The 24,162-nt window shown below is 73.6% G+C and carries 24 protein-coding genes and 1 pseudogene; 9 read left to right on the top strand and 16 right to left on the bottom strand.

Annotated elements, in window-relative coordinates:
* The first annotated feature begins 28 nt into the window (after nucleotides 1-28).
* The gene (locus tag ACN20G_RS06910; protein ID WP_424211840.1) at nucleotides 29-475 is read left to right on the top strand and encodes a hypothetical protein; all 447 of its coding nucleotides are present in this window, start codon (nucleotides 29-31) and stop codon (nucleotides 473-475) included.
* A gap of 87 nt (nucleotides 476-562) precedes the next feature.
* Here ACN20G_RS06910 and ACN20G_RS06905 read toward each other — a convergent pair whose 3' ends face one another.
* The 3 genes from ACN20G_RS06905 to ACN20G_RS06895 form a co-directional block, all read right to left on the bottom strand.
* Nucleotides 563-1,591, bottom strand: coding sequence for an RNA polymerase sigma factor SigF (locus ACN20G_RS06905; RefSeq protein ID WP_424211839.1), 1,029 nt, complete (start codon nucleotides 1,589-1,591; stop codon nucleotides 563-565).
* A gap of 179 nt (nucleotides 1,592-1,770) precedes the next feature.
* The gene (locus tag ACN20G_RS06900; protein ID WP_424211838.1) at nucleotides 1,771-2,184 is read right to left on the bottom strand and encodes an anti-sigma regulatory factor; all 414 of its coding nucleotides are present in this window, start codon (nucleotides 2,182-2,184) and stop codon (nucleotides 1,771-1,773) included.
* A 189-nt stretch (nucleotides 2,185-2,373) separates the two neighbouring features.
* The gene (locus ACN20G_RS06895) at nucleotides 2,374-2,634 is read right to left on the bottom strand and encodes a UBP-type zinc finger domain-containing protein (protein WP_424211837.1); all 261 of its coding nucleotides are present in this window, start codon (nucleotides 2,632-2,634) and stop codon (nucleotides 2,374-2,376) included.
* A 153-nt stretch (nucleotides 2,635-2,787) separates the two neighbouring features.
* Between ACN20G_RS06895 and ACN20G_RS06890 the strand changes: the two genes are divergently transcribed.
* On the top strand, nucleotides 2,788-4,389 hold the full coding sequence (locus tag ACN20G_RS06890; protein WP_424211836.1) for a Na+/H+ antiporter: 1,602 nt from the start codon (nucleotides 2,788-2,790) through the stop codon (nucleotides 4,387-4,389).
* 4 nt (nucleotides 4,390-4,393) lie between these two features.
* Here the strand turns inward: ACN20G_RS06890 and ACN20G_RS06885 are convergent, their stop codons facing one another.
* From ACN20G_RS06885 to ACN20G_RS06875, 3 genes and pseudogenes are all read right to left on the bottom strand, one after another.
* Nucleotides 4,394-5,320, bottom strand: coding sequence for a 1-aminocyclopropane-1-carboxylate deaminase/D-cysteine desulfhydrase (locus tag ACN20G_RS06885; RefSeq protein ID WP_424211835.1), 927 nt, complete (start codon nucleotides 5,318-5,320; stop codon nucleotides 4,394-4,396).
* 78 nt (nucleotides 5,321-5,398) lie between these two features.
* Nucleotides 5,399-6,601, bottom strand: a complete 1,203-nt coding sequence (locus tag ACN20G_RS06880) for a globin domain-containing protein (protein WP_424211834.1) — start codon at nucleotides 6,599-6,601, stop codon at nucleotides 5,399-5,401.
* 301 nt (nucleotides 6,602-6,902) lie between these two features.
* Nucleotides 6,903-7,340: pseudogene (locus ACN20G_RS06875) on the bottom strand (RrF2 family transcriptional regulator); the annotation flags it as partial.
* A gap of 352 nt (nucleotides 7,341-7,692) precedes the next feature.
* Between ACN20G_RS06875 and ACN20G_RS06870 the strand changes: the two are divergent.
* The 3 genes from ACN20G_RS06870 (at nucleotide 7,693) to ACN20G_RS06860 (ending at nucleotide 11,309) form a co-directional block, all read left to right on the top strand.
* The gene (locus tag ACN20G_RS06870) at nucleotides 7,693-9,102 is read left to right on the top strand and encodes a family 2B encapsulin nanocompartment shell protein (RefSeq protein WP_424211833.1); all 1,410 of its coding nucleotides are present in this window, start codon (nucleotides 7,693-7,695) and stop codon (nucleotides 9,100-9,102) included.
* A 32-nt stretch (nucleotides 9,103-9,134) separates the two neighbouring features.
* The gene (locus ACN20G_RS06865; protein WP_424211832.1) at nucleotides 9,135-10,352 is read left to right on the top strand and encodes a family 2 encapsulin nanocompartment cargo protein polyprenyl transferase; all 1,218 of its coding nucleotides are present in this window, start codon (nucleotides 9,135-9,137) and stop codon (nucleotides 10,350-10,352) included.
* Nucleotides 10,353-10,712: 360 nt separating this feature from the next.
* Nucleotides 10,713-11,309 (top strand): GNAT family N-acetyltransferase, encoded by a 597-nt coding sequence (locus ACN20G_RS06860; protein WP_424211831.1) that lies wholly within the window; start codon nucleotides 10,713-10,715, stop codon nucleotides 11,307-11,309.
* Nucleotides 11,310-11,464: 155 nt separating this feature from the next.
* Here the strand turns inward: ACN20G_RS06860 and snpA are convergent, their stop codons facing one another.
* Nucleotides 11,465-12,163 carry a snapalysin gene (gene snpA / locus ACN20G_RS06855; RefSeq protein ID WP_424211830.1) on the bottom strand — a complete coding sequence of 233 codons (699 nt, stop codon included), beginning with the start codon at nucleotides 12,161-12,163 and terminating at the stop codon, nucleotides 11,465-11,467.
* Nucleotides 12,164-12,389: 226 nt separating this feature from the next.
* Between snpA and ACN20G_RS06850 the strand changes: the two genes are divergently transcribed.
* Nucleotides 12,390-13,325, top strand: coding sequence for a LysR family transcriptional regulator (locus ACN20G_RS06850; RefSeq protein WP_424211829.1), 936 nt, complete (start codon nucleotides 12,390-12,392; stop codon nucleotides 13,323-13,325).
* Nucleotides 13,326-13,392: 67 nt separating this feature from the next.
* Here the strand turns inward: ACN20G_RS06850 and ACN20G_RS06845 are convergent, their stop codons facing one another.
* The gene (locus ACN20G_RS06845; RefSeq protein WP_424211828.1) at nucleotides 13,393-14,235 is read right to left on the bottom strand and encodes a hypothetical protein; all 843 of its coding nucleotides are present in this window, start codon (nucleotides 14,233-14,235) and stop codon (nucleotides 13,393-13,395) included.
* A gap of 266 nt (nucleotides 14,236-14,501) precedes the next feature.
* Between ACN20G_RS06845 and ACN20G_RS06840 the strand changes: the two genes are divergently transcribed.
* Both ACN20G_RS06840 and ACN20G_RS06835 read left to right on the top strand, forming a co-directional pair.
* A complete protein-coding gene (locus ACN20G_RS06840) occupies nucleotides 14,502-15,446 on the top strand; it encodes a DUF4097 family beta strand repeat-containing protein (protein WP_424211827.1) in 945 nt (314 codons plus the stop codon).
* 1 nt (nucleotide 15,447) lies between these two features.
* Nucleotides 15,448-16,422 (top strand): helix-turn-helix transcriptional regulator, encoded by a 975-nt coding sequence (locus ACN20G_RS06835; RefSeq protein ID WP_424211826.1) that lies wholly within the window; start codon nucleotides 15,448-15,450, stop codon nucleotides 16,420-16,422.
* A gap of 1,285 nt (nucleotides 16,423-17,707) precedes the next feature.
* On the opposite strand, the gene ACN20G_RS06830 is transcribed toward ACN20G_RS06835, so the two are convergent.
* The 4 genes from ACN20G_RS06830 to sodN all read right to left on the bottom strand — a co-directional run bounded on the left by ACN20G_RS06830 (nucleotide 17,708) and on the right by sodN (nucleotide 19,984).
* The gene (locus ACN20G_RS06830; protein ID WP_424211825.1) at nucleotides 17,708-18,235 is read right to left on the bottom strand and encodes a Clp protease N-terminal domain-containing protein; all 528 of its coding nucleotides are present in this window, start codon (nucleotides 18,233-18,235) and stop codon (nucleotides 17,708-17,710) included.
* A 1-nt stretch (nucleotide 18,236) separates the two neighbouring features.
* Entirely contained in the window at nucleotides 18,237-18,446 is a 210-nt protein-coding gene (locus ACN20G_RS06825; protein ID WP_424211824.1) for a helix-turn-helix domain-containing protein, read from the bottom strand.
* A 49-nt stretch (nucleotides 18,447-18,495) separates the two neighbouring features.
* Entirely contained in the window at nucleotides 18,496-19,458 is a 963-nt protein-coding gene (locus tag ACN20G_RS06820) for a zinc-binding dehydrogenase (RefSeq protein WP_424211823.1), read from the bottom strand.
* Nucleotides 19,459-19,588: 130 nt separating this feature from the next.
* Nucleotides 19,589-19,984 carry a superoxide dismutase, Ni gene (sodN, locus tag ACN20G_RS06815; protein ID WP_424211822.1) on the bottom strand — a complete coding sequence of 132 codons (396 nt, stop codon included), beginning with the start codon at nucleotides 19,982-19,984 and terminating at the stop codon, nucleotides 19,589-19,591.
* Nucleotides 19,985-20,126: 142 nt separating this feature from the next.
* On the opposite strand from sodN, the gene sodX reads away from it, so the two are divergent.
* Nucleotides 20,127-20,564, top strand: a complete 438-nt coding sequence (sodX, locus tag ACN20G_RS06810; RefSeq protein ID WP_424211821.1) for a nickel-type superoxide dismutase maturation protease — start codon at nucleotides 20,127-20,129, stop codon at nucleotides 20,562-20,564.
* Here sodX and ACN20G_RS06805 read toward each other — a convergent pair.
* The 4 genes from ACN20G_RS06805 to ACN20G_RS06790 all read right to left on the bottom strand — a co-directional run bounded on the left by ACN20G_RS06805 (nucleotide 20,468) and on the right by ACN20G_RS06790 (nucleotide 23,956).
* Complete coding sequence (locus ACN20G_RS06805) at nucleotides 20,468-21,097, bottom strand: CGNR zinc finger domain-containing protein (RefSeq protein ID WP_424211820.1); 630 nt, start codon at nucleotides 21,095-21,097, stop codon at nucleotides 20,468-20,470. The genes sodX and ACN20G_RS06805 overlap by 97 nt on opposite strands.
* 161 nt (nucleotides 21,098-21,258) lie before the next feature.
* The gene (locus ACN20G_RS06800) at nucleotides 21,259-22,026 is read right to left on the bottom strand and encodes an amino acid ABC transporter ATP-binding protein (protein ID WP_424211819.1); all 768 of its coding nucleotides are present in this window, start codon (nucleotides 22,024-22,026) and stop codon (nucleotides 21,259-21,261) included.
* Entirely contained in the window at nucleotides 22,023-22,973 is a 951-nt protein-coding gene (locus tag ACN20G_RS06795; RefSeq protein WP_424211818.1) for an amino acid ABC transporter permease, read from the bottom strand. Before ACN20G_RS06795 ends, ACN20G_RS06800 begins: the two co-directional genes overlap by 4 nt.
* Nucleotides 22,974-23,002: 29 nt before the next feature.
* Nucleotides 23,003-23,956 (bottom strand): ABC transporter substrate-binding protein, encoded by a 954-nt coding sequence (locus ACN20G_RS06790; RefSeq protein WP_424211817.1) that lies wholly within the window; start codon nucleotides 23,954-23,956, stop codon nucleotides 23,003-23,005.
* Between the last annotated feature and the right edge of the window lie 206 nt (nucleotides 23,957-24,162).

Below are 24,162 nucleotides of genomic sequence, written 5' to 3'. Positions count from 1 at the left end.
CCGGCGGCACGGCCCGTACCCTGCAAGGGTGAGCACCGAGCAGACCCCCACCGCAGCCGCCGAGCCCACCGCCGGGACGCTTCCCGGCCGACTGACGGCGGCGGCCGCACTCACCGCCCTGGAAGGGCTGGCCCTCGCCGGACTCGGCGTCTACCTGCTCTGGGTGGGCATCGGCGGCGACCCCGAGTCCGCGACCACCGCCGAGACCGGCGGACTGACCCTGCTGGCCCTGGCCGCCCTGCCGCTGATCGCCGCCCGCGGCCTGCGGTACGGCCGCCGCTGGAGCCGCGGCCCGGCCCTGATCACCCAGCTCATGGCCGTGCCCGTGGCCTGGAGCCTGTGGACGGCCGGCGGCGCGCTGATCGCCGGCGCCGTGGTCCTCGCCGTGATCGCCGTCGTGGTCACCGGCCTGCTCGTCAACCCCACCGCCACCGAGGCCCTCGGCATCGGCCCGGCCGCCGACCGCGCCGGCTGACCCGCGCCGGCGCCACACGCGAAACGGGCGGGGGCCCGGGGAAGAGACTCTCTTCCCCGGGCCCCCGCCCGTTTCCGCGCCGTCCGCTCACTCCTCCACGAGGAGCTTGTCCCGCAACTGCGCCAGGGTCCGCGCCAACAGCCGCGAGACGTGCATCTGCGAGATGCCCACCTCCTGCGCGATCTGCGACTGGGTCATGTTCCCGAAGAACCGCAGCAGCAGGATCCGCTTCTCGCGCGGCGGCAGCCCCTCCAGCAGCGGCTTCAGCGACTCCCGGTACTCGACCCCCTCCAGCGCCTCGTCCTCGGCGCCCAGGGTGTCCGCGACCGCCGGCGACTCGTCGTCGGTGTCCGGCACGTCCAGCGAGAGGGTCGAGTAGGCGTTCGCCGACTCCAGCCCCTCCAGCACCTCCTCCTCCGAGATCCCGAGCCGTTCGGCCAGCTCGTGCACGGTGGGGGAGCGGCCGTGGGTCTGCGACAGCTCGGCGGTGGCCGTGGTCAGCGCCAACCGCAGCTCCTGGAGCCGACGCGGCACCCGCACGGCCCAGCCCTTGTCCCGGAAGTGCCGCTTGATCTCGCCGACCACGGTCGGGGTCGCGTACGTGGAGAACTCCACGCCCCGGTCCGGGTCGAACCGGTCCACGGACTTGATCAGCCCGATCGTGGCGACCTGGGTCAGGTCGTCCAGCGGCTCGCCCCGGTTGCGGAACCGGCGGGCCAGGTGCTCCACCAGCGGCAGGTGCATCCGCACCAGCCGGTTGCGCAGCTCGGCCCGGGCCGGGGAACCCTCGGGCAGCTCCCGCAGTTCGATGAAGAGGGCGCGGGCGCCGTTGCGGTCCCGTCCCTCACCGCCCTGCGAGGGCACCCCGCGCCCGGAGCGCCGGAACGGTCCCGGCCGGTCCGAAGCGCCGGACGCGGCCCCGTCGGCCTGGACGCCGTCGGCCTGGACGCCGTCGGACTCGACCGCGTTCGCCCCGACCTCGTCGGTGTCCGCCGTGCCGGCCTCGACCGGCCCGGTCGTCGCGGATCCGGTCGTCGCGGGTCCGTGGGCCCGGTCCCCGCCCTCGACCGGATCGGCCGGTCCGATGCCGGGGTCGTCGTGCTGGTTGTCGCTCATGGGGCCCGCCCGTCGCTCCGCCGAGTCCGAAAAGCCGTGGTCCACATCCTCCGCCGGTCCGGGCCGGCCCGGACCGGGTCGGGCGCCCTGCGCGGGGATCGCCGACCGGTCCGCCGCCCGGGTCGGGCCCGCGCCCTCGGGTCGCGGCCCGTCGTGGCGCATCGGGTTCTCCCCGCCGCTCACGCCGGGCCTGGTCCCGCGCCGCGCTGTTTGTACAGGCTGATGCTGACCGTGCGGTCCGCCTCGACGGTCGATTCGACCTTGCCCGCCAGCGCCGACAGCACCGTCCACGCGAACGTGTCGCGCTCCGGGGCCCGCCCGTCGGTGGTCGGCGCGGAGACCGTGACCTCCAACGAGTCGTCGATCAGCCGGAAGACGCAGCTCAGCACCGAGCCGGGCACGGCCTGCTGGAGCAGGATCGCGCACGCCTCGTCCACCGCGATGCGAAGGTCCTCGATCTCGTCGAGGGTGAAGTCCAATCGTGCCGCGAGGCCGGCCGTGGCCGTGCGCAACACCGACAGATAGGCGCCCGCGGCCGGCAGTCGGACTTCCACGAAGTCCTGGGTCCCGGGCTCGCCTGCGATCTGGGACACCCTCACCTCCAAGGTGGTACGAGCTCTGTTCGCCGGTGACGCTATCGCGATCCGGTCCGTCGTGTCGCGGCCCGTCCGAAGGGACCGCGCACGGCCGGTGGCCGATGGTAAGCCTCCGGACACGCAGGGTGGCCAGAGGTGTGCGGGGTCGGATCCGGGGGAACCGGCGGAGGGTTGACCTACCCCGCCTCAGACGATCGAACCGTCCTCGTAGCACCACCGCCAGGTCTCTCCCGGTTCGAAACTCCGCATCACGGGATGGCCGGATTCGTGATGGTGTGCGGTGGCGTGCCGGTGCGGGGAGGAATCGCAGCACGCGACGTGCCCACAGGTCAGGCACATCCGGAGCTGGACCGGATGGCTGCCGACGAGCTCGCACTCCCGGCAGGTCAGGCCCGTGGGCGTCGGTTCGGGGCGCGGCAGTCGTGCCACGTGGGTGCACTCGATCATGATGTCCAGCGTAGGTGGGGCCCGCCGGGGTCGCAGGGCGTGTCCGAGGGGCGGTCGGGGTGTGGATCCGGCCGGCCGGAACCCGCAGGATGTGGGCGCGCGCCCCGCCGGGCCCGCGCGGGCGCGACGTATCGAGAGTGACGGGGAAGTCCGATGGAGATCCTGCCGCTGGTGGCACTGGTGGCGGTCAGCGCCGCCATCGCGGGGGTGGCCCGCCGCACGCCGGTGCCGGCGCCGCTGTTGCTGGTCGGGGTGGGTCTGGTGGCGACCCTGGTGCCCGGGGTGCCCGAGTACACCCTCGATCCGCACGTGGTGCTGCCGCTGTTGTTGCCGCCGCTGCTGTACACGGCGGCCGTGGACAGCTCCTACCTGGACCTGCGGGCCAACGTGCGCCCCGTGGCCCTGTTGTCGGTGGGGTACGTGCTGTTCGCGACCCTGGCCGTGGGCTGGGTGACGCACCTGGTGGTGCCGGAGCTGCCGTTGACGGCGGCCCTGGTGCTGGGCGCCGTGATCGCGCCCCCGGACGCGGTCGCGGCCACCGCCATCGCCCGGAAGCTGGGCCTGCCGCCGCGGATCACCACGATCCTCCAAGGCGAGTCGCTGGTGAACGACGCGACGGCGATCACCGCGTACAAGGTGGCGCTGGCTGCCGTGGTCGGCGAGGGCGCGGGCTGGGCGGGCGGCATCGTGGAGTTCCTGCTCGCTGCGGTCGGCGGGGTGGCGGTCGGCCTGGTGCTGATGGTGCCGATCCACCAGCTGCGGACCCGGCTCAAGGAACCGCTGCTCCAGAACACCCTGTCGCTGCTGATCCCGTTCGTGGCGTACGCGGTGGCCGAGCGCTTCCACGCCTCCGGGGTGCTGGCCGTGGTGGTCGTGGCCCTCTACCTCGGGCACCGGGCCTGGCAGGTGGACTTCGCGACCCGGCTCCAGGAGGAGGCGGTGTGGAAGATGGTGGCCTTCGTGCTGGAGTCGGCGGTGTTCGCGCTGATCGGGCTCCAACTGCCGGTGGTGATCAAGGGCCTGGGCGACGAGTACGACCCGTGGTCGACGGCGTGGTGGGCGCTGGCGGTGTTCGTGGCGGTGGTCCTCGTGCGCTACCTGTGGGTGTTCCCGGCCACCTTCCTGCCGCGGGTGCTGTCGGCGCGGATCCGGGAGCGGGAGCCGGACACCACGTGGAAGGCGCCGGTGATCGTGGGCTGGGCCGGGATGCGCGGGGTGGTGTCCCTGGCCATCGCGTTCTCGATCCCGCTGGTGACGGAGGCCGGGGCGCCGTTCCCGCACCGGGACCTGATCCTGTTCCTGACTTTCACCACGGTGATCGCGACCCTGGTCGTGCAGGGGCTCACGCTGCCGCCGCTGATCCGGGCGCTGAGGCTGCCGGAGCGGAACGTGCGGGCCGAGACGCTGGCGGAGGCGCAGGCGCAGACGGCGGCGTCCACGGCCGCCGAGGCGCGGCTGGACGAACTGCTGGCGGCGCCGGGCAACGCGCTGCCGGGCCCGTTGGCGGACCGGCTGCGGACGGTGCTGGAGCGTCGGCGCAACGGGGTGTGGGAGCGGCTCGGGCCGGTCAACGAGGTGACCGGGGAGTCGGCGGACGCGATCTACCGGCGGCTGGCGCGGGAGGTGATCGCGGCGGAGCGGGAGGTGTTCGTGGAGCTGCGGGACCGGCGGGCCATCGACGACGAGATGCTGCGGACCCTGCTGCGCCGACTGGACCTGGAGGAGGCGGCGGCCTACCGGGAGGAGACGGGCTGAGCGCTCAGGGCCGGCCGGTGATCACGGCGGCCAGGCGGGTGCCGGGCGCGAAGGCGCCGGCCTCGGCGAGCGCGGTGAGGGCGTACAGCAGTTTCGCCACGTAGATCCGCTCCACCGGCAGGCCGTGCCGGTCCTCGAAGCCGGCGGCGAAGGACTCCAGCGCGGGCGGCACCTTGGCGTAGCCGCCGTGGTGGAAGCCCTCGGCCAGGGACCAGTCGCCGCGCGGCCCGCCGAAGGCCGCGAGCTGGAGCCGGCGTATCTCGCCGCCGAGGAATCCGCCGGCGAGGACGGGCACCCCGAGGGCGCGCTGTCCGGGGGCGAGGCCGGCGGCGAGACCGGCGAGGGTGCCGCCGGTGCCGCAGGCCACGGCCACCACCTCGGCCCGGTCGCGCAGTTCCGCGCCGAGTTCGGCGCAGCCGGTCAGGGCGGGGGCGTTGCTGCCGCCCTCGGGCACCACCCAGGCCCCGCTCTCGCCGAGTTCGGCGGGCAGGGCGTCCTTGCGCTCGCGGTAGTCCGAGCGGGTCACGAACCGCAGCCGCATCCCGTCGGCGAGGCAGCGGGCCAGGGAGGGGTTGGGCGGGCGGTCGGCGAGCTCGTGGCCGCGCACGATGCCGACCGTCTCCAGTCCGTACAGCCGGCCGGCGGCGGCGGTGGCCCGCAGGTGGTTGGACCAGGCCCCGCCGAAGGTGACGAGCCGGGTGTGGTCGGCGGCGAGGGCGGCGCGCAGGTTGGGGGCGAGCTTGCGCCACTTGTTGCCGGGCAGCTCGGGGTGGACCAGGTCGTCCCGCTTGAGCAGCAGCCGGACCCCGCGCCGGGCGAGGGCCGGTTCGTCGACCTCGACGAGCGGGGACGGCGGGCGGGGCGGCACGGCGGCCAGGGCCCGGGCCTCGGCGTCCGTGGGGTGGGCGGGGTGCGGGGGAGTGCCGGTCACGGGTCCATTGTGGGGCCGCGCGCGGGACCGGGCCGGGCGCCGGGGTGCGGCGTCCGGCCCGGTGGGCGCGGTGGGGCGTCAGGCCGAGGCGATCCACAGGTCGGGGCCGAAGACCTCGTAGTGCACGTCGGCGGCGGGCACGCCCTTGGCGAGCAGCTGCTCGCGGACGGCGCGCATGAAGGGCAGCGGGCCGCAGAGGTAGGCGACGGTGCCGGCGGGCAGTTCCACGTCCGCGAGGTCGGCCAGGCCGGTGCGGTGACCGGCCTCCGCGTCGGCGCCGTCCTCGTAGAAGAACACCCCGCGCGCGCCGGTCAGCTCTCCGGTGAGGCGGGCGTGGTCGGCGGCCAGCGGGTGGTCGGCGGGGGTGCGGTCGGCGTGCACGACGGTCACCGGGCCGGTGTGGCCGGCGGCGGCGAGGTCGCCGAGGATCGAGACCATCGGGGTGCAGCCGATGCCGGCGGAGGCCAGCAGCAGCGGGGTGTCGGTGCCGGTGAGCACGAGGTCGCCGTAGGGGGCGGACAGGCGCAGGGTGTGGCCGGGGGCGACGTGCGCGTGCAGGTGGTTGGAGACCTCGCCGTCGGGGCCGGCGGCGGCCGGGCCGTGGACGCGCTTGACGGTGATCGCGCGGGTCGCGGAGCCGGGGGCGCTGGAGAGGCTGTACTGGCGGATCTGGCGGGCGCCGTCGGCCAGTTCGACCTGCACGGACACGTACTGGCCGGCGGCGAAGGCGGGGGCCGGGGCCCCGTCGGCGGGGGCGAGGGTGAAGGTGACGGCGTCCGCGGTCTCCTCCGTGCGCCCGGTGACGGTCCACTCGCGCCACACGTCGCCGGCGGCGACGCCGCGCTCGGCGTACAGGCGGTCCTCCAGGGCGATCAGCGCGTTCGCCATCAGCCAGTAGACCTCGTCCCATGCCTCGGCCACCTCGGCGGTGACGGCCTCGCCGAGGATCTCGACGATCGCGGCGAACAGGTGGGTGTGGACCACCTGGTACTGCTCGCGGGTGACGCCGAGGGAGGCGTGCTTGTGGGCGATGCGGGAGAGCATCACGTCCGGGCGGGTGTCCGGGTGGGCGAGGAGGTGGGTCGCGAACGCGGCTATGGAGCCGGCCAGGGCCTGCTTCTGGAGGCCGGCGGCCTGGTTGCCCCGGTTGAAGAGGTCGCGCAGCAGCTCGGGGTGGGCGGCGAACATCTTCTTGTAGAACAGCTCGGTGATGTCGCCGATGGCGGCCCCGACGGCGGGCAGGGTGGCGCTGACGGTCGCGGTCGACTTCTCGGACAGCATCAGGTGACTCCTCGGTGTTCCGGATCTCGCGGTGGGTGACGTGAATATGCATCTGAGATGCGTATTCACGGGCGTGGGCACGGAAGGCCGTCGCGGTACGGACATCTGTGCGAATGGTCCCGCCAAGGTGACTCTAGGCGGGGAGAGCGGCCGATCGGAACCGGCCATCAGGCCATCAGGGCCCGGGGCTTTCGGCCCGTTCGGTGCCGTTCGGGCAGTCGGGCGGGCGGCCCGCCGCCGGGGGCTCGGCGAAGGCGTCGCCGGCGGGCTCGGCGAAGGGCGCGGGTCGGTGCGTGCCCGTGCCCGTGCCGGCGATGCCGAGGAGCAGGGGCCCGGTCGGGGCGGCCACCAGCCCGTCCACCGTCACCGGGTCCAGGGCGGCGAAGAACGCCTCCTGGGCCGCGCGCAACGCCCCGCGCAGCACGCAGGCCGCGCGCAACGGGCACGGCGTCGGCCCCTCGCACTCCACCACGTCCCCGGCGCCCTCCAGCTCGCGGACCACCGCGCCCACCGAGGCGGTCCGGCCGGCGGGCGTGAGGCCGAGCCCCCCGCCGCGACCGCGCCGTGCCTCGACCAGGCCCATCCGCTGGAGCCTGGCCACCACCTTGGCGGTGTGGGTGTACGGCACGGCCATGCTCTCCGCCACGACGCGGGTGGTGGGGTGCTCGGCGTCCGGTCGTTCCACGGCCAGGCGCATCAGCACGCGCAGGGCGAGGTCGGTGAACCGGGTGAGACGCATGGCCTCAGAGTAGAAAACTGGAATCCGCTGTGCAAATTAACGCGGTGGGGTGCGGCCGGGCGGAGTCGGGTGGGGCGGAGCGGTCCGGGGGTGGGATCCGGCTGCGGGTCGGGGCGGCCGTGGGCGGGGTTCGCGCAGGTGGGGGCGGGGGTGTGGGGGTGGTGGGGCGCGTGTGACGCACGGGCCGGCCGGAAACGTATGGGTCGCGGACCGTGAGGAGTGAAGGGGGTTAACCCTGAAGCGTTCCCAGACCCACACGGAGTAGTCCCACCCTTTTGTGTAATGGTCGCATCACCCTCTGTCCTGACAGTGTTCGGGCGGCAGAAGCACGGAGTGATCGAAAGGGACAGACATGTCGGTGCAGGCGGGTTCCGAAACCGAGGGACAGGCTCCCCCGCAGCGAAGCCTCGGAACCGCTGCGGCACGAAACTTGGCGACCACCACCAAGTCCGTGCCGCAGATGCAGGAGATCACGAGCCGGTGGCTCCTGAAGGTGCTCCCGTGGGTCTCGGTCCAGGGCGGCACGTACCGGGTGAACCGACGGCTCACCTACACGGTCGGCGACGGCCGCGTCACCTTCGTCAAGACCGGCGACCGGGTCGCCGTCATCCCCGCCGAACTCGGCGAACTGCCGCTGCTGCGCGACTACGAGGACGAGGAGGTCCTCGGCGAACTCGCCCAGCGCGCCACCCAGATCGACTTCGCGGCCGGCCAGGAACTCACCGCCTTCGGCAACGAGGCCGACCGCGTGTACCTCCTCGCCCACGGCCGCGTCGAGCACATCGGCCCCGGCCCCTACGGCGAGGACGCCGTCCTGCGGACCGTCGCCGACGGCGCCCACTTCGGCGGCGAGAACCTCGTCGCGGAGGACGCCGTCTGGGAGTACACCGCCCGCGCCACCACCGCCGGCACCGCGCTCGTCATCACCCGCCAGGACTTCCAGCTCCTCGCCGACCGCGTGGAATCCCTGCGCGCCCACGTGGACTCCTTCGGGTCCCTGCCCGCGCAGCGCTCCAACTCCTTCGGCGAGGCCGCCATCGACCTCTCCGCCGGCCACGTCGGCGAGGCCGTGCTGCCCGGCACCTTCGTGGACTACGAGGCCCGCCCGCGCGAGTACGAACTCTCCATCGCCCAGACGGTCCTGCGCGTCCACAGCCGCGTCGCCGACCTCTACAACCAGCCGATGAACCAGACCGAGCAGCAGTTGCGGCTCACGGTCGAGGCGCTGCGCGAGCGCCAGGAGCACGAGATGCTCAACAACCGCGAGTTCGGCCTGCTCCACAACGCCGAGTACGACCAGCGCATCCAGCCCCACGACGGCGCCCCCACCCCCGACGACTTCGACGCGCTGCTGGCGATGCGCCGCGACTCCAACCTGTTCCTCGCCCACCCCAAGGCCATCGCCGCCTTCGGCCGCGAGTGCAACAAGCGCGGGATCTACCCCGAGTCCGTCGACGTGGCCGGCACCCGGGTCCCGGCCTGGCGCGGGGTGCCGATCTTCCCGAGCAACAAGATCCCCGTCAGCGACGCCCGCACCACCTCCATCCTCTGCATGCGCACCGGCGAGTCCGCTCAGGGCGTCATCGGCCTGCACCAGCCCGGCATCCCCGACGAGATCGAGCCCAGCCTGTCCGTCCGCTTCATGGGCATCAGCGAGCAGGCGATCATCTCCTACCTCGTCACCGCCTACTTCTCGGCGGCCGTGCTGGTCCCGGACGCGCTCGGCGTCCTGGAGAACGTCGAGATCGGTCGCTGGGGCTGACCCGCTCACCGGTCGAAGGAGACGCCGAAGTCATGACCACCAGCGAACACCCCCTGACCACCGCGCCCACCGGGCCGGACGGTGTGGGGACGGGCGGGGCCGGAATCGGTGACCCGGCCGCGCTCCTGGCCGCCGTGCCCGCGCCCGCGTCCTCCCCGGAGGACCGGCGCGAGCCGGCGACGGGCGACGGGCCGGCCGGTGACGGGGGAGCGGGCGACGGGGGAGCGGGTGAGGCCCACGAGGCCGTCGTCCTGCTCGCCCGGGCCCGGGAGACCGTCGACCCGCAGTTGCGCCGCGCCGTCGAGGCACTGCCCCCGGGGGTCCGCGGGGTGGCCCGCTACCACTTCGGCTGGACCGACGCCGACGGCCGACCCGCCCCGCCCGGGGCGGCCGGCGGCAAGGCCATCCGCCCCGCCCTCGTCCTCGCCGCCGCCCGCGCCCTCGGCGGCGGCGACCGGGACGCGGTGCGGGCCGCCGCCGCCGTCGAGATCGCCCACAACTTCACCCTGCTCCACGACGACGTCATCGACGAGGACCGCCGCCGGCGCGGCCGGGCCACCGCCTGGACCGTGTTCGGCGTCCCCGCCACCGTCATCGCCGGGGACGCCCTCGCGGCGGCGGCCGTGCGCCTGCTCGTCGAGGAGCCCCACCCCGCGGCCGGAGCCGCCGTCGCCCGGCTCACCGACTGCGTCGTCGAACTGTGCGAGGGACAGCACGCCGACTGCGCCTTCGAGGACCGCGCCGAGGTCACCCTCGACGAATGCCTCGCCATGGCCACCGCCAAGACCGGCGCCCTGCTGGGCTGTGCCTGCGCCCTGGGCGGCCTGTACACGGGGGCCGGGCCGGAGGAGGTGGAGGCGCTCGACGCGTTCGGCCGCGAGGCCGGGCTCGCGTTCCAGCTCATCGACGACCTGATCGGCATCTGGGGCGACCCGGAGCACACCGGCAAACCCGCCGGCGCCGACCTCGTCGCCCGCAAGAAGTCCCTGCCCGTCGTCGCCGCCCTCACCTCGGGCACGACGGCCGGCGCCGAGCTTGCCGCCCTCTACGCCGGCCCGCTGTCCGGACCCGACGAGATCCGTCGGGCCGCGGCCGCCGTCGAACGGGCCGGCGGACGCGACTGGGCCCAGGCCCACGCCGCCGACCGGATGGCCGCCGCGCTCCAGCACCTGACCCGGGCCGTGCCCGACCCGGCGGCGGCCGGGGAACTCCTGGCCCTCGCCGAGTTCGTCACCCGACGCACCCGCTGACCCGGCCCCACCTGTGCCACCCGTACCACCCGTACCACCCGAGTGATCGGCCGCCCGAGGGCGACCGGCCGCGAACCGACGATCCGCCGCCTCGCCTGTCCGGCGGACCGTCGTCCGGAATCCGCGCACCGCCCCGGCATGGTCTCGACCGGCAAGCCGTCCGCGGACACCGGAACACGGGGGAGAAGGCCCGTTCCGGCACCTCACGGAGCCGGAATGGGCCTTTCCGTGTGCGGCGGCGCAACTCTAGGATCACCGGCGGACGTTGAGCCCCGTGACGCGCGGGGCCGGTGGGACGAGAGGGCGTCGGATCGCGGACAGCGCGCCGCGACCGCGCCGGGTGAGGGGAAGACCGTGACCGTGACGGGGCATCGCATACGCAGGGCCGGACCGGCCGACCGGGACGCGGTGGCACGCCTGCTCGACGTGACCTTCCGGGAGGACCCGGTCAGCAGCTGGGTCTTCCCCGACCCCGCGCACCGCGCCCGCGTGCACGGCGCGTTCCTCGGCGTGTTCGTGGACGTGGCCCTGGAGGAGGGGCGGATCGACCTCGTCGAGGACGGCTCGGCCGCCGCGCTCTGGTTGCGGGTCCCCGCCGGCGAACCCGAGGGCGAGGACGAGGTCCCGGCCCGGATGCGGGCCGTCGCCGACCCCGACAACGAACGGTGCGAACTCGTCGGCCGGCTCACCGGGGCCGTCCACCCGACGGGCGAGGAGCACGAGTACCTGCTGATGATCGCCGTGCACCCGGAACGGCAGGGCGAGGGCCTCGGCACCGCCCTGATGGCCCCTGTGCTCGACGCCTGCGACCGCGAGCAGGTCCCCGCCTACCTGGAGGCGAGCAGCGAACGCAGTCGCGCGCTGTACGAGCGGCTGGGCTGGGAGTTCACCGGCGAGGCGGTGCGACTGCCGGAGGGCCCGCTCATGTACCCGATGTGGCGCAAGCCCCGCGGCTGAGCGGGCGGGGAACGGGGGAGCGGGAGAACGAGGGAGGGGGGAGCGGGGGGCGCGCGGGAACGGGGCGGGGGCGGGGCGGGCGTCGGCGCGCCCGTCCCGCCCCCGTCTCCCCGTCGTGGCCCGCCCCCTCGGTGGACGGGCCGCGACGGGCCCGGTCAGTTCGCGGCGGCCAGACCGTTGACCCAGAGCTGGTTCACCCGGGCCCGCTCGTTGGCGTTCGGGTAGGCGTTGGTGCAGGAGGTGCCCGGACCGCCGCCCGACATCAGCTCCGAGCACGGGCCCGAGTAGCGGTCCGGCAGGCCGAGCACGTGCCCGGTCTCGTGGGCCGTCACGCGGGTGGAGTTGTACTGCTGGTTCTGCCGGTAGTCGAGGAAGATGTAGCCCCGACCGTGGCCGTCGGTGCTCGCGTACGAACCGCGCGAGTCGTTGCCCTCGTAGTAGGAGAAGTTGCCCCCGGAGGAGACCTCCTGGAGCTTCACGTTCTGCACCGAGCCGTTCCAGATGGACGTGGAGCTCGCTATCTGGCCGCGGAAGGTCGGCGCGTTGCGGGTGTTGTACGTGACGGTGACCGCCAGGGCGAACGGGTTCGCCTTGCGCTGCTTGGCCACCTCGGCCCGGACCGCCTCGAAGAACGCGCGGTTCGCCGCCTGGTTCTCCTGCGACCGCTCGTACGCCGCGTACGTGGCCGGGCTGCCGCTGCCGGCGGAGGGCCCGGCCGGCGCGGCACCGGCGGTCGGGACGGCGGCGACGGAGGCGGCGAGGCCGATGCCGAGGATCGCCGCGAGGGCGCCCTTGCGGGACCGGCGGACCGTGCGGGACGTGCGGGACGGACGGGACTGGCGGTTTTCGGACATGTGGGGGCTCCTGAATCGTCCGGAGATGACCGGCTGTGGGGGGTGGTCGCTTCCGTGTTCCGGTACCGGAGTCTGCGGGAGCCGGACCCGCCGGCGGATGATGCCAAGGTGCGATAACAGCGGGCTATCACCCGGCACACGCTCGGCCAACTCCCGTGAGAATGGCGGAATTCGACGGCCCCTCACCGGCTGGTGGACCCCCGCCGCCCCGCCCTACCCTCGGCTCATGGAGCTAGAGGTGAGGCACCTGCGCGCGCTCTGCGCCATCGCCGACGCCGGGAGCCTGCACAAGGCGGCCCGCGAACTGGGCGTGAGTCAACCCTCGCTCAGCACCCAACTACGCCGAATCGAACGGCACCTGGACGGCGAACTCTTCCTCCGTGAACGCACCGGATGCCGCCCCACCCCGTTCGGCCGGGCCGTACTCGGCCGCGCCCGACCCCTGTTGGCCGACATGGCCGGACTGATCGCCGAGGCCCGCGCCGCCTGCGACGGCCCCCGCCTGCGCATCGGCTCCACCGCCAGCCGCGCCCTGCCCGGCTGGCTCCGCCGACTCCACCGCCGCCGCCCCGTCGCCGAGACCGGCCTGATCGTCGACGTGTCGGCGAACGCGCTGCTGCGGTCCGTGGCCGACGGCCGGCTCGACGTGGCCTTCGTGCACGAGGTCGAGGGCTGCCCGCTGCGGGTCCCCGACGGGCTCCAGACCCGGGTGCTGATGGAACGCGAGCCCCAGTTCGTCTCCATGGCCCTCGACCACCCGGCCGCCGCCTCCCCCGTGGTCTCCCTGGCCGACCTCGCCCACGACCGCTGGGCCGTCGACCCCTCCGTGGACGGCGAATGGGACGGACTGCGGCGGGTGCTGGCCGAGGCCGGCATCGACCCGCCCCTGCTCCACGCCGACTACCACACGGCCTCGTCGCTCATCGTCTCCGGCGAGGCCGTCGCCCCCTGCCAGCCCACCTCCGGGCCGCGCCCGGACATGGCGATCCGCCCCCTGCGCGGCGACCCGCTGGCGGTCCGACTGCTGCTCGTGACCTGGCCCGGGGCACACGAGGAGGTCTTCGCGGACCTGCGCGAGGCATACCGCGAGGCGGCCCTGGGCAACGTGCCCTACCGGCAGTGGCTGCGGCACCACGGCACGGAGCTGCCGGCGGCCGCGTGAGCGGGGGCGGGGGCGGCGTGGGTGACGTGGGTGGGGCGAGTGGGGTGGGTGGGGGTTCGGGGTCTGCTCAGGACTCGTGGGCCCGGGTGCGGGCCCGGTCGTAGGCCAGCGACAGCGCCCCGTGCGCCAGCAGTACTCCGCCCGTGGTCAGCCACGCCGTGTTGCGTCGCCGGCCCGCCCAGGCCAGCAGCGGCACCGCCGCCGCGACCTGCGCGATGCCCAGGGCGCGCGCCCGCGGCCCGCGCAGCCACGGCCCGAGCGGCCCGGCCTCCAGCACGTCCAGCTCCGTGTGCACCGCCTCGCGCCAGCCCGACCACGTGACCGCCTCCGCTCCGGGCGCCGACCGGGCCGCCTCGCGCAGGGCGCCCATCGGGGTGTCGGGGGCGAGGCCGGGCGGCAGCGCCAGGCCCGCGCGGGTCAGCAGGGCCAGCAGCCCGAGGAGTCGGGCCGGGCCGTCGGCGTTCTCGTCGGGCCGGGTCAGACGCTCCAGCACCTCCAGGTCCAGCACCGGGTCCAGGCCGATCCGCGCCGCCAGCACCCGCATGACGTCGGGGTCCCCGACCGGGGTGCCGTCGGCCTCCCAGCCGAAGGAGACGGCGCGGCGGAAGCCGAGGGCGGAGACGAACCCGGTGCGCCCGCCGTCCCACCACACGCCGATCACGGGCCAGCCCGCGCCCACCGTCAGGGCCGGAGCCCAGCCGTCGAAGGCGTCGGCGACGGTGGGCGCGTCGGCCTCCGGGCCCTGCCACGGGAGGTCCTCGGGGACCAGCACGCTCCACGAGCCGGCCGGCGCCAGCCGCAACGGCACCCGCAGGGCGTGGGCGGTGGGGCGGACGGCGAAGGGGGTGGCCTGGCACAACAGCAGTCCGCCGACCGCGGGGGTGGAGGGGGTGGGCGAGGAGATCGACATGCCCACACGCTAAGGCAAAACCGGCAAAAGTGAGGATTCCCGGGTGAGGGGGGCGGGGGTGGGGGATGGGGGGGAGGGCTGGGATGAGGTGGGGGAGGGGGTGGGGGTGGGGCGGGATGTGGGTCGCGACATGTGTCGCGAGTCGGGGTGGTCTCCGGGTCGTCTCGGGGTTCGACGGGCCTTGACTTCGGGTTGCCGCGATATATCGTGTGTTGCAGAGACGCGATATGTTGCGTCGGATCTCGATACCCGAGGAGGGCACCGCCATGGCAGAGCAGTCGACGTGGTCCGTCGCCGGACCCGAACGGATCACCTTCGAGGACGCGCCGGCGGAGGTGCGGGTCCGGATCATCGGCGGCACCGTCAACGTCGTCGCCCTCCCCGCCGACGACCCCGGCCCGGCCCGGCTGGAGGTCGCCGCCGTCACCGGCCCACCGCTCCAGATCGTGCGCGACGGCGCCACCCTCACCGTGTCCTACGAGGACCTGCCGTGGAACGGCGCCGAAGGCGGCCTCGGCAAGTGGTTCGAGTCCAAGCCGTGGAAGCGGTGGACCGAAGCGGGCGGCGGCGGCCGCAAGGCCTGGGAGCGCACCGCCGAACTCACCCTCGCGGTACCCGCCGCCACCCGCGCCTCCGTCGCCACCGTGAGCGCCACCGCGTTCGTCTCCGGGGTCTCGGGCGGTACGGACGTCAACGGCGTCAGCGGGGACATCACCCTCGTCGGCCTCGCGGGCCGCGTGAAGGCCCACACGGTCTCCGGCGACGTGGAGGCCCAGTCCGTCACCGGCGACCTCGGCTTCCACTCCGTCTCCGGCGGCCTCACCCTCGCGGACGGCGCCGGCGCGAGCGTCCGCGCCGACTCCGTCAGCGGCGACATGCTGCTCGACCTCGATCTCGACCTCGCGGACACCGCGACGGGCGCCGCGCGCCCCGTCGACATCGCCCTCAACTCCGTGTCCGGACAGGTGGCCATCAGGCTCCCCGACCCCGTCGACGCCAAGGTCGAGGCCAACACCGCCACCGGCGGCATCTCCAACGCCTTCGACGACCTCACCGTCACCGGACGACTCGGCTCGACCCGCCTCACCGGCACCCTCGGCGCCGGGCGCGGCACCCTGCGCGCCACCACCGTCTCCGGAGGCATCGCCCTGCTCCGCCGCCCCACCCCCGAGGCCCCGGCCCCGCTCGCCCTCGACAAGAAGGTGCTCTGACATGCCGCCCGTCTTCGCCCACGGACGCCTCCGCCTCTACCTGCTCAAGCTCCTCGACGAGGCGCCCCGGCACGGCTACGAGGTGATCCGGCTGCTGGAGGAGCGCTTCCAGGGCCTCTACGCCCCCTCCGCCGGCACGGTCTACCCGCGCCTGGCCAAACTGGAGGCCGAAGGGCTCGTCACGCACGCCACCGAGGGCGGGCGCAAGGTCTACTCCATCACCGACGCCGGCCGCGCCGAACTCGCCGACCGCAGCGGTGAACTCGCCGACCTCGAAGTCGAGATCCGCGACTCCGTCACCGAACTCGCCGCCGAGATCCGCGCCGACGTGCGCGGCGTCGCCGGCGACCTGCGCCGCGAACTCCGCGAAGCGGCCTCCGCCTCCTCCCGCGCCGTCCCCACCGAGGACCCCACGTGGGAGGCGGCCAAGGAAGAACTGCGGCGCGCGAAGCAGGAGTTCAAGGAGCAGGCGCGCCGCGCGAAGGACGAGAGCCGGCGGGCCCGCGAGGACGCCAAGGACGCGCGCCGACAGGCGCAGGAGGCGCACGAGAAGGCCCGCGAGGACGTCCAGCGGATCTTCGGCCAGGTCCAGGAACACTTCGCATCGGGCGGCGTCCGCGAAGGACTCGCCGACCTGACGGACCGCCTCGGCGGCTGGCTCTCCAACCGCGAGAACCCGACCGGCACGGCGGGCGCGAACGCGGGCGCGGGCGGCGAGGGTGAGGCCGGGGCGAACACGGCCGGAGCGAGCGCGGCCGCCGGAGCGCCCCGCACCGTCGACACGGCCTGGGCGCAGGACGTCCCGGCCGAAGGCGACCCCGCACGCGAACTCGACCGCCTGCTCGACCGCTTCCGCGACGAGATCCGCGACGCGGGCCGCGACGCCGCGACCCCCCTCGACCGCGCCCGCGTCACGGCGATCCGCGCGCGGCTGTCGGAAGCGCTGACGGACGTGAAGCAGACGATCCGAGGCTGAACCCGGAGGCTGGGCCGGGGTGGCCCAGGTGGCCCGGGGCGGGCCGGGGTGGGCCGGGCCCCGGCCTTTGGGCGGGGTGCGGGTGGAGCGTGGTGCGGTGGCGGAGGTGCTGCGGTGGGTGCCGTCGGCCGGGTGCGGGCCGTGGGTGGTGTGTCGTGGGCTGGTGTGGTGTCGGGTCGTTCCCGTCAGCCCGATCGTCTCGCGTCGTCGGGGACGGCTTCAAGGGCGCTCCCTTCGGTCGCGTCGCTGCGCGATGGCGCTGCGCGCCACCCTTGACCCCGTCCCCGCCGACGCAAGCCAACCGCTCTGCCGGCACCGCCCCCAATCCGGAAAGAAACGTGCCGGGCGGAGGGACCGGCCGCGCCCAAGCCCGTCCCCTACCTGCGGGTCGGCCCGTGGAAACGCACCAGGCCCGGCCGCGCTCGGGACGCCCATGCGCCAGACGGCTGGGGCATGTGGTGGCGCACCAGGCCGCCCCCGCCCAAGACGCCCATGCGCCAGACGGCCGGGGCATGTGGTGGCGCACCAGGCCCAACGCGCCTAGGACGCCCATGCGTCAGACGGCCGCTCGACGTGGCGACACACCCGGCGGTACGCAGCCAGACCCGTCAGGTGTCAGACGGCCGCCCGTGGCGGCACGCCGGGCCGGCCGCAGCCAAGCCCGCCAGGTGCCAGGCGGCTACTCGACGTGGCGACACGCCGGGCCGGTCGCAGTCGGGCCCGCCTGGTGTCAGGCGCCGGTGTTCGGGGTGGCACGACGGGCCCGCACGCGCCCGAGACCGCCCGGTGAGCGCGGCGGATGGCGGGGCGCACGGTCGCAGTTCATGGAGCGGCCTACCCCAGCCGCCCCCGGACCTGACGCCTGCCGTGGACCAACCCCCGCCCCGAGCGGACCGGCGAACGGCCACGGACCCCAGCCCGCTGCCCCCTCCGCCGCCCCTGGGAAAAGCTTTTGACCTGCCCGCCGCCGGCAGGCGGCCACACCGGCCCCGGACCGGCCCGCAGACGGCGACGCGGCTTCGCCCCGGGCCTCCTCCCGGCCGCCGCCGGGAAACGCTGTTGACGTGCCCGCCGCCGGCAGGCGGCCACCCCGGCCACGTACCCACCCGCAGACGGCGACGCACCCCCGCTCCGGACCCCTCCCGGCCGCCACCGGGAAACGCTGTTGACGTGCCCGCCGCCGCCAGGCGGCCACCCCGGCCACGCACCCACCCGCAGGCGGCAACGGACCCCCGCCCCGGACCCCTCCCCGCCGCCCGCAGGCGCCCGCCGGCGCCCGGGTTCGTTATGTCGCCGCCCCGTCCGGGAACGCCGTTTCGATCGTGGTTGTCGTGATGCCCTGGGATTCCAGCGCGTCCGTGGCCGGGTTGGGGTGGGTGGTGAGGGAGAGGAGGAGGTGTTCCGGGCCGATGTGGCGGTCGCGGCGGGCCAGGGCCGCGCGGAGGGAGCCTTCCAGGACCTTTTTCGCCCCGGTGGACATCGGGAGGTGGAGGCGGGTGCGGGTGCGGGTCGGGGGGTGGGCGGCGAGGGCGCCGGGGCCGTGGGTGTGTTCCACGCGGGCGACGATCGCGTCCACGTCGATGCCCAGGTCGGCCAGGGCCTCGCGGTCCGCGCGGGTCATGCCCGTGCGGCGGGAGGCTTCGAGGGCGGCGTGCAGGGCCGGCTCGTCCACCGTGAGGGCTTCGAGGGCGCCGAGGTCCAGGAGGGAGAGGAGGAGGTGTTCCTCCGTGACCTCCGGGGCGTGGGCCGCCTCCGCCTTGGCCACGGCGCCGGTGACGGCTTCGCGGGCGGTGCGGGTGAAGCGTTCGAACATGTCAGGCCCTCCCGTGCTTCTTGTGGACCGCCTGGCGGGTGACGCCCAGTTCGGTCGCGATGTCCTGCCATGACCACCCCTGCGCGCGGGCGCTGCGCACCTGGACCGCCTCCAGGCGTTCCAGCAGGCGGCGCAGGGCCGCCACGGCGCGCAGGCCCACGCGGGGGTCGTGGTCACCGGCTCGTTCGGCGAGGTCGGTGGCTTCCGTCATGGTGTCAATGTAGGTTGACGCGGGAGGGGGTGTCAACCTTTGTTGACGCTCAGGTGGTGAGGACGATCTTGCCGAAGAGGTCGCCCTTGGCGAGGCGTTCGAAGCCCTCGCGGGCGCGGTCCAGCGGGAGGGTCGCGTCGATCACCGGGCGGACGCCGGTGCCGGCGCAGAAGGCCAGGAGGTCCTCCAGCTCGTCCTTGGTGCCCATGGTGGAGCCGACCACCTTGAGCTCCAGGAAGAAGATCCGGGTCAGTTCCGCGTGGGCGGGCCGGTCGCCGCTCGTGGCGCCTGAGATGACCAGGGTGCCGCCGGGGCGCAGGGACTTGATCGAGTGGGACCAGGTGGCCGCGCCCACCGTCTCGATCACGGCGTCCACCCGCGCCGAGAGGCGTTCGCCGGGGGCGACGGCCTCGACCGCGCCGAGTTCCAGGGCCCGGCGGCGCTTGGCCTCGTCGCGGCTGGTCGCGAACATCCGCAGGCCGGCGGCCTTGCCGAGGACGATCGCGGCGGTGGCGACGCCGCCGCCCGCGCCCTGGACGAGGACGGAGTCGCCGGGGCGGACGCCGGCGTTGGTGAAGAGCATCCGGTAGGCGGTCAGCCAGGCCGTGGGCAGGCAGGCCGCTTCCTCGAACGTGAGCTGCGGGGGCTTGGGCAGGACGTTCCAGGCGGGGACGGTGACCTGTTCGGCGAAGGTGCCCTGGTAGCGCTCGGTGAGGATCGAGCGGGGTTCCCGGGGGCCGACCCCGTGGCCGCTCTGGCCGATGACGGAGTGCAGGACGACCTCGTTGCCGTCCTGGTCGATCCCGGCGGCGTCGCAGCCGAGGATCATGGGGAGCAGCTTGGGGTCGAGTCCCACCCCGCGCAGGGACCACAGGTCGTGGTGGTTGAGGGAGGCGGCCTTGACGTTGACGGTGACCCAGCCGGGGCGGGTCTCGGGGGCCGGGCGTTCGCCCAGTTCGAGTCCGTCGAGGGGCTGGTCGGGATCGATGCGTGCGGCGTAGGCGGCGAACATGCCCCCGGACGCTACCGGGCGGTAGGCCCGGGTTCCAGCCTCCGGGCGTGTGGGGCGTGGCACGCCGGACGTGCGGAAGGGGCGGACGACCGGTGGGTCGTCCGCCCCTTCGGCGGGATGCCGGGCCGGATCAGGCGGCCTTGGTCTCCCAGAAGATGCGGTCGATCTCGGCGATCAGGTCGAGGGCCTTCTGGCCGGTCGACGGGTCGTTGGACGCCTTGGCGGCCGAGAGGGCCTTCAGGGTGTCGTTGACCAGGGTGTGCAGCTGCGGGTACTTCTCGAAGTGCGGGGGCTTGAAGTAGTCGCTCCACAGCACCGAGACGTGGTGCTTGGCCAGCTCCGCGCGCTGTTCCTTGATGGTGATGGCGCGGGCGCGGAAGTCCGCGTCCTCGTTGGCCTGGTACTTCTCCTGGACGGCCTTGACCGACTCGGCCTCGATGCGGGCCTGGGCCGGGTCGTAGACGCCGCAGGGAAGGTCGCAGTGGGCGCTGACCTTCGCCACGCGGGCGAAGATGCGGGAAAGCATGGGTTTTCCTCCTCGTGATCGTCTTCTCAAGAGGGGAGATTACTCCGTGCCGGAGTCCTTTTCGCGGTCGGGCCGCCCCGGTTGGTGGATTGGGCCGGAGGTGTCGGCGGGTCCTCGGGCGAACGTACGGGAAGCTGGGGAGATGGACGAGGTCGTGTTGAGGGAGCCGGGACCCCGGCGGTTGTGGGGTGCGTGGGGCTTGTTGGGGGTGGTGGGGCCGTCGATGGCGCCGACGTTGGCGCACGGGGATCTGCTGCTCGTGCGCACCGGCGGGCGGGTGCGGCCGGGGGCGGTGATCGTGTTCCGGCACCCGTTGCGGCAGGACCTGGCGGTGGTGAAGCGGGTGGTGGAGCGGCGGCCGGGCGGCTGGTGGGTGCTCGGGGACAACCCGTTCAACGAGAGCGGGGACAGCCTGGACTACGGGCCGGTGGCCGAGGAGCTGGTGCTGGGGGTGGCGCGGGTGCGGCTGCGGGATCCGGGGGCTCAGGCGTCGCTGAGGGCACGGCTGCGGGGGCTGGCGTCCGCGGTGCGGGTGCTGGGGGCGGATCCGGCGGCCTCGGCGCGTTTGCGGGCCCGGTAGGCCGCCACGTTGGCGCGGGTGGCGCAGCGGTCGGAGCAGTAGCGGCGGGAGCGGTTGGTGGAGGTGTCGAGGTAGGCGTTGCGGCAGGGCGCGGCCTCGCAGAGGCCGAGTCGGTCGGCGCCGTGCTCGGTGAGGTGGAAGGCCAGGCCCATGGAGGCGATCGCGGCGTAGCCGGCGGACGCGTTCGAGGGGTGGTCGGCCAGGTGCATGTGCCAGTTCGGGGCGCCGTCGGGCCCGGGTGTGTCGTGGCCGGAGACCTGGGGGCTGACCGGGTACTCCATGAGCAGCGAGTTCAGCAGGTCGACGGCGAGCCGGTGGTCGCCGGCGTCGGCCGCCTCGAAGACGGAGCGGAGCCGGCCGCGGACGTTGCGGAAGCGGGTCACGTCGGCGTCGGTGACCCGGCGGGCGGCGGTGGCGGCGGGGCCGAAGAGGGCGCGGACGGCGTCGGTGGAGGTCAGGACGTCCCGGTGGCGGGCGGGCTCCTCGGTGTTGACCAGGCGCACGGCGTAGTCCGAGTACTGGGCCAGTTCCACGTGGGGTCCTTGTCCTGGGCGGTAATTCTTGCTCTCCCTCCGAGGGTATTACGGGGTGGGCCGTGGGCGTGCCACGTCGTGAAACGCCGCGTGGCGTGGAACGCCGCGAGGGCGGGCCCGGGGGGTGTCCCGGGGCCGCCCTCGCGGTGGTGCGCGTCGGGTCAGAGCACCTTGGAGAGGAACGCCTTGGTGCGTTCGTGCCGCGGGTTGCCCAGGACCTCGCGCGGGTGGCCGGACTCGACCACGACGCCGCCGTCCATGAACACCAGGTTGTCGCCGACCTCGCGGGCGAAGCCCATCTCGTGGGTGACCACGATCATGGTCATGCCGGATTCGGCGAGGTCGCGCATGACGTCGAGCACGTCGCCGACCAGCTCGGGGTCGAGGGCCGAGGTGGGCTCGTCGAAGAGCATCAGCTTCGGTTCCATGGCCAGCGCGCGGGCGATGGCCACGCGCTGCTGCTGGCCGCCGGAGAGCTGGGACGGGAAGTTCTCGCCCTTGTCGCCGAGGCCGACCCGGTCGAGCAGGCGCAGGGCCCGCTCGCGGGCGACGGCCTTGGTCTCGCCGCGGACCAGGACCGGGGCCTCCATGACGTTCTCGATCGCCGTCATGTGCGGGAACAGGTTGAAGCGCTGGAAGACCATGCCGATGTCGCGGCGCTGGGCGGCGATCTCGCTGTCCTTCAGCTCGTACAGCCGGTCGCCCTTCTGCCGGTAGCCGACGAGTTCGCCGTCGACCCACAGGCGCCCGGCGTTGATCCGCTCCAGGTGGTTGATGCAGCGCAGGAACGTGGACTTGCCGGAGCCGGAGGGGCCGACGAGGCAGAACACCTCGCGGGGGGCGACCTCCAGGTCGATCCCGCGCAGGATGTGGGCGGCGCCGTAGGACTTGTGGACGGCCTCGGCCTTGACCATGGGCTGGGCGGTCATCGGGCGACCTCCGTACGGCGGAGCAGGTTCAGGTTGCCCTTGAGGCGCTGCCACGGGGTGGGCGGCAGGGAGCGGAGCGAGCCGCGGGCGTAGCGGCGCTCCAGGTAGTACTGGCCCACGCTGAACACGCTGGTGAGGGCGAGGTACCAGACGGAGGCGACGAAGTACATCTCGATGATCGCGCCGGCGGTGGTGCCGATGTTCGAGGTGGCCCGCAGGAGTTCGGTGTACTGCACGGCCGAGACCAGGGAGGAGGTCTTCAGCATGTTGATGAACTCGTTGCCGGTGGGCGGGATGATCACGCGCATGGCCTGCGGGAGCACGATCCGGCGCATGATCTTCGTCTGGGTCATGCCCAGCGCGTGTCCGGCCTCGGTCTGGCCCTCGTCCACGGACTGGATGCCCGCGCGCACGATCTCCGCCATGTAGGCGCCCTCGTTGAGGCCCAGGCCCAGCAGGGCGACCACGAACGGGGTCATGACCTCGACGGTCTCGTTCTTGTAGATCGGGCCGAGGTTGATGTACTCGAAGATCAGCGGGAGGCTGAACCAGACGAGGAGTTGCACGTACACCGGGGTGCCGCGGAAGAACCAGATGTACAGCCAGGCCACGAAGCTGGTGACGGGGTTCTTCGAGAGCCGCATGACGGCGAACAGGACGCCCAGCACCAGGCCGAGCACCATCGCGGTCACGCTGATCAGCACGGTGTTGCCGAGGCCGGCGAGCACGCTGGGGTCGAACAGCTTGTCGCCGACCGTGCCCCAGATGACCTTGCCCTGGGAGAAGGCGTAGACGAGCCAGGCGAGGAGTGCGACCACGACGACGGCGCTGACCCAGCGGCCGTAGTGGCGCACGGGTATCGCCTTGATGGCCTCGTACGGGGTGGCCGCGGGCCCGGCCCCGGCCGGCGGGTTCCCGGCCGGGACCTTGTCGATCTTGTCAGTCACGGTGACTGCCCTTCAGTGGTGCGACGCGCTCACTTGCCGGCGTTGATCTGGGCGGACTTGACCGCACCGGAGGTGACGTCCCACTTCTCCAGGACCTTGGCGTAGGAGCCGTCCTTGATGATCGCGTCGAGCGCTTCCTTCAGCGCGTCGCGCAGCTGGGTGTTCTCCTTGGTGGTGGCGATGCCGAAGAGGCCCACGTCGGCCTGCTGGCCGGTGACCTCGAAGTCGTTGCCGCCGCCGGAGGTCTTCGCGATGTGGGCGGCGACCGGGTAGTCGTTGAGGTCGGCGACGGCGCCGCCGGTCTTCACACGGGTCTGGGCCTCGGCGTCGGTGTCGAACGCCTCGATCTTGAGGGTCTTGTCGCCGCACTTCGCGGCCTGGGCCTTGAAGCTGTCCTCGTAGATCGTGCCGCGCTGCACGGCGACGGTCTTGCCGCACAGGTCGTCGAGGGACTTGACGCCCTGCGGGTTGCCCTTCTTGACCAGCAGGGAGACGCCGGAGGAGAAGTAGTCGACGAAGTCGACGCCCTTGCCGATCTTGGCGCCCTTGTCGTCGAGGCCCTCCTGGCGCTTCTTGTTGTCGGAGAGCGAGGACATGACCACGTCCTGGCGGCCCGCGTACATGCCGGTGATGAGGCCGTCGAAGGTGCCGTTCGCGAACTCGAACTTGACACCGAGCTGCTTGCCGAGGGCCTCGGCGATGTCGGGGTCGACACCGACGATCTTGCCGTTCTCGGTGTACTCCATGGGCGCGTAGTTGGCGTCGGCACCGACCTTGACGACGCCGGCGTCCTGGATCTTCTTGGGGAGCTTCGCGAACAGCGGGGCGTCGCTCTTCTTGGTGTCGCCGGTGCCGGAGCCGGTGTTCTTGTCGGTCTGGTCGCCACAGCCGGTGAGGATCAGGGCGCCGGCGACCGCGATCGCGCCGACCGCGGCGATCCGGGATCGGGTGGCGGTGGTACGACGGGTGGTGCTTGCGGTCATGAGCTGGTTCCTCCGGCAGGGAGTCGAAAGCGTCCGATGCGGGTCGTGCACGCACCTTCGAGTGTCGCGACCTCGTGTGATTACGGCATCTTGCCATTCGGACCGACGCATTCAGGGGGGCCGTCAGGTCAAAATCGGATAACGGGCACGCCTCCGGACTCAACACCCCTGCTCCCGCGAGGGATCAACACCGCAGCATGTGGGGT

It is taken from the genome of Streptomyces dryopteridis (assembly GCF_049606955.1).
Classification (GTDB): Bacteria; Actinomycetota; Actinomycetes; order Streptomycetales; family Streptomycetaceae; genus Streptomyces.
This window is presented reverse-complemented; position numbering and strand designations above follow the sequence as displayed.

What these genes read in the sequence shown, in the direction of transcription:
- ACN20G_RS06905 (WP_424211839.1), bottom strand. Translation starts at nt 1,591, where the DNA reads ATGAGCGACAACCAGCACGACGACCCCGGCATCGGACCGGCCGATCCG.
- ACN20G_RS06895 (WP_424211837.1), bottom strand. Translation starts at nt 2,634, where the DNA reads ATGATCGAGTGCACCCACGTGGCACGACTGCCGCGCCCCGAACCGACG.
- ACN20G_RS06890 (WP_424211836.1), top strand. Translation starts at nt 2,788, where the DNA reads ATGGAGATCCTGCCGCTGGTGGCACTGGTGGCGGTCAGCGCCGCCATC.
- ACN20G_RS06880 (WP_424211834.1), bottom strand. Translation starts at nt 6,601, where the DNA reads ATGCTGTCCGAGAAGTCGACCGCGACCGTCAGCGCCACCCTGCCCGCC.
- ACN20G_RS06870 (WP_424211833.1), top strand. Translation starts at nt 7,693, where the DNA reads ATGTCGGTGCAGGCGGGTTCCGAAACCGAGGGACAGGCTCCCCCGCAG.
- ACN20G_RS06865 (WP_424211832.1), top strand. Translation starts at nt 9,135, where the DNA reads ATGACCACCAGCGAACACCCCCTGACCACCGCGCCCACCGGGCCGGAC.
- snpA (WP_424211830.1), bottom strand. Translation starts at nt 12,163, where the DNA reads ATGTCCGAAAACCGCCAGTCCCGTCCGTCCCGCACGTCCCGCACGGTC.
- ACN20G_RS06850 (WP_424211829.1), top strand. Translation starts at nt 12,390, where the DNA reads ATGGAGCTAGAGGTGAGGCACCTGCGCGCGCTCTGCGCCATCGCCGAC.
- ACN20G_RS06845 (WP_424211828.1), bottom strand. Translation starts at nt 14,235, where the DNA reads ATGTCGATCTCCTCGCCCACCCCCTCCACCCCCGCGGTCGGCGGACTG.
- ACN20G_RS06840 (WP_424211827.1), top strand. Translation starts at nt 14,502, where the DNA reads ATGGCAGAGCAGTCGACGTGGTCCGTCGCCGGACCCGAACGGATCACC.
- ACN20G_RS06835 (WP_424211826.1), top strand. Translation starts at nt 15,448, where the DNA reads ATGCCGCCCGTCTTCGCCCACGGACGCCTCCGCCTCTACCTGCTCAAG.
- ACN20G_RS06830 (WP_424211825.1), bottom strand. Translation starts at nt 18,235, where the DNA reads ATGTTCGAACGCTTCACCCGCACCGCCCGCGAAGCCGTCACCGGCGCC.
- ACN20G_RS06825 (WP_424211824.1), bottom strand. Translation starts at nt 18,446, where the DNA reads ATGACGGAAGCCACCGACCTCGCCGAACGAGCCGGTGACCACGACCCC.
- ACN20G_RS06820 (WP_424211823.1), bottom strand. Translation starts at nt 19,458, where the DNA reads ATGTTCGCCGCCTACGCCGCACGCATCGATCCCGACCAGCCCCTCGAC.
- sodN (WP_424211822.1), bottom strand. Translation starts at nt 19,984, where the DNA reads ATGCTTTCCCGCATCTTCGCCCGCGTGGCGAAGGTCAGCGCCCACTGC.
- sodX (WP_424211821.1), top strand. Translation starts at nt 20,127, where the DNA reads ATGGACGAGGTCGTGTTGAGGGAGCCGGGACCCCGGCGGTTGTGGGGT.
- ACN20G_RS06800 (WP_424211819.1), bottom strand. Translation starts at nt 22,026, where the DNA reads ATGACCGCCCAGCCCATGGTCAAGGCCGAGGCCGTCCACAAGTCCTAC.
- ACN20G_RS06790 (WP_424211817.1), bottom strand. Translation starts at nt 23,956, where the DNA reads ATGACCGCAAGCACCACCCGTCGTACCACCGCCACCCGATCCCGGATC.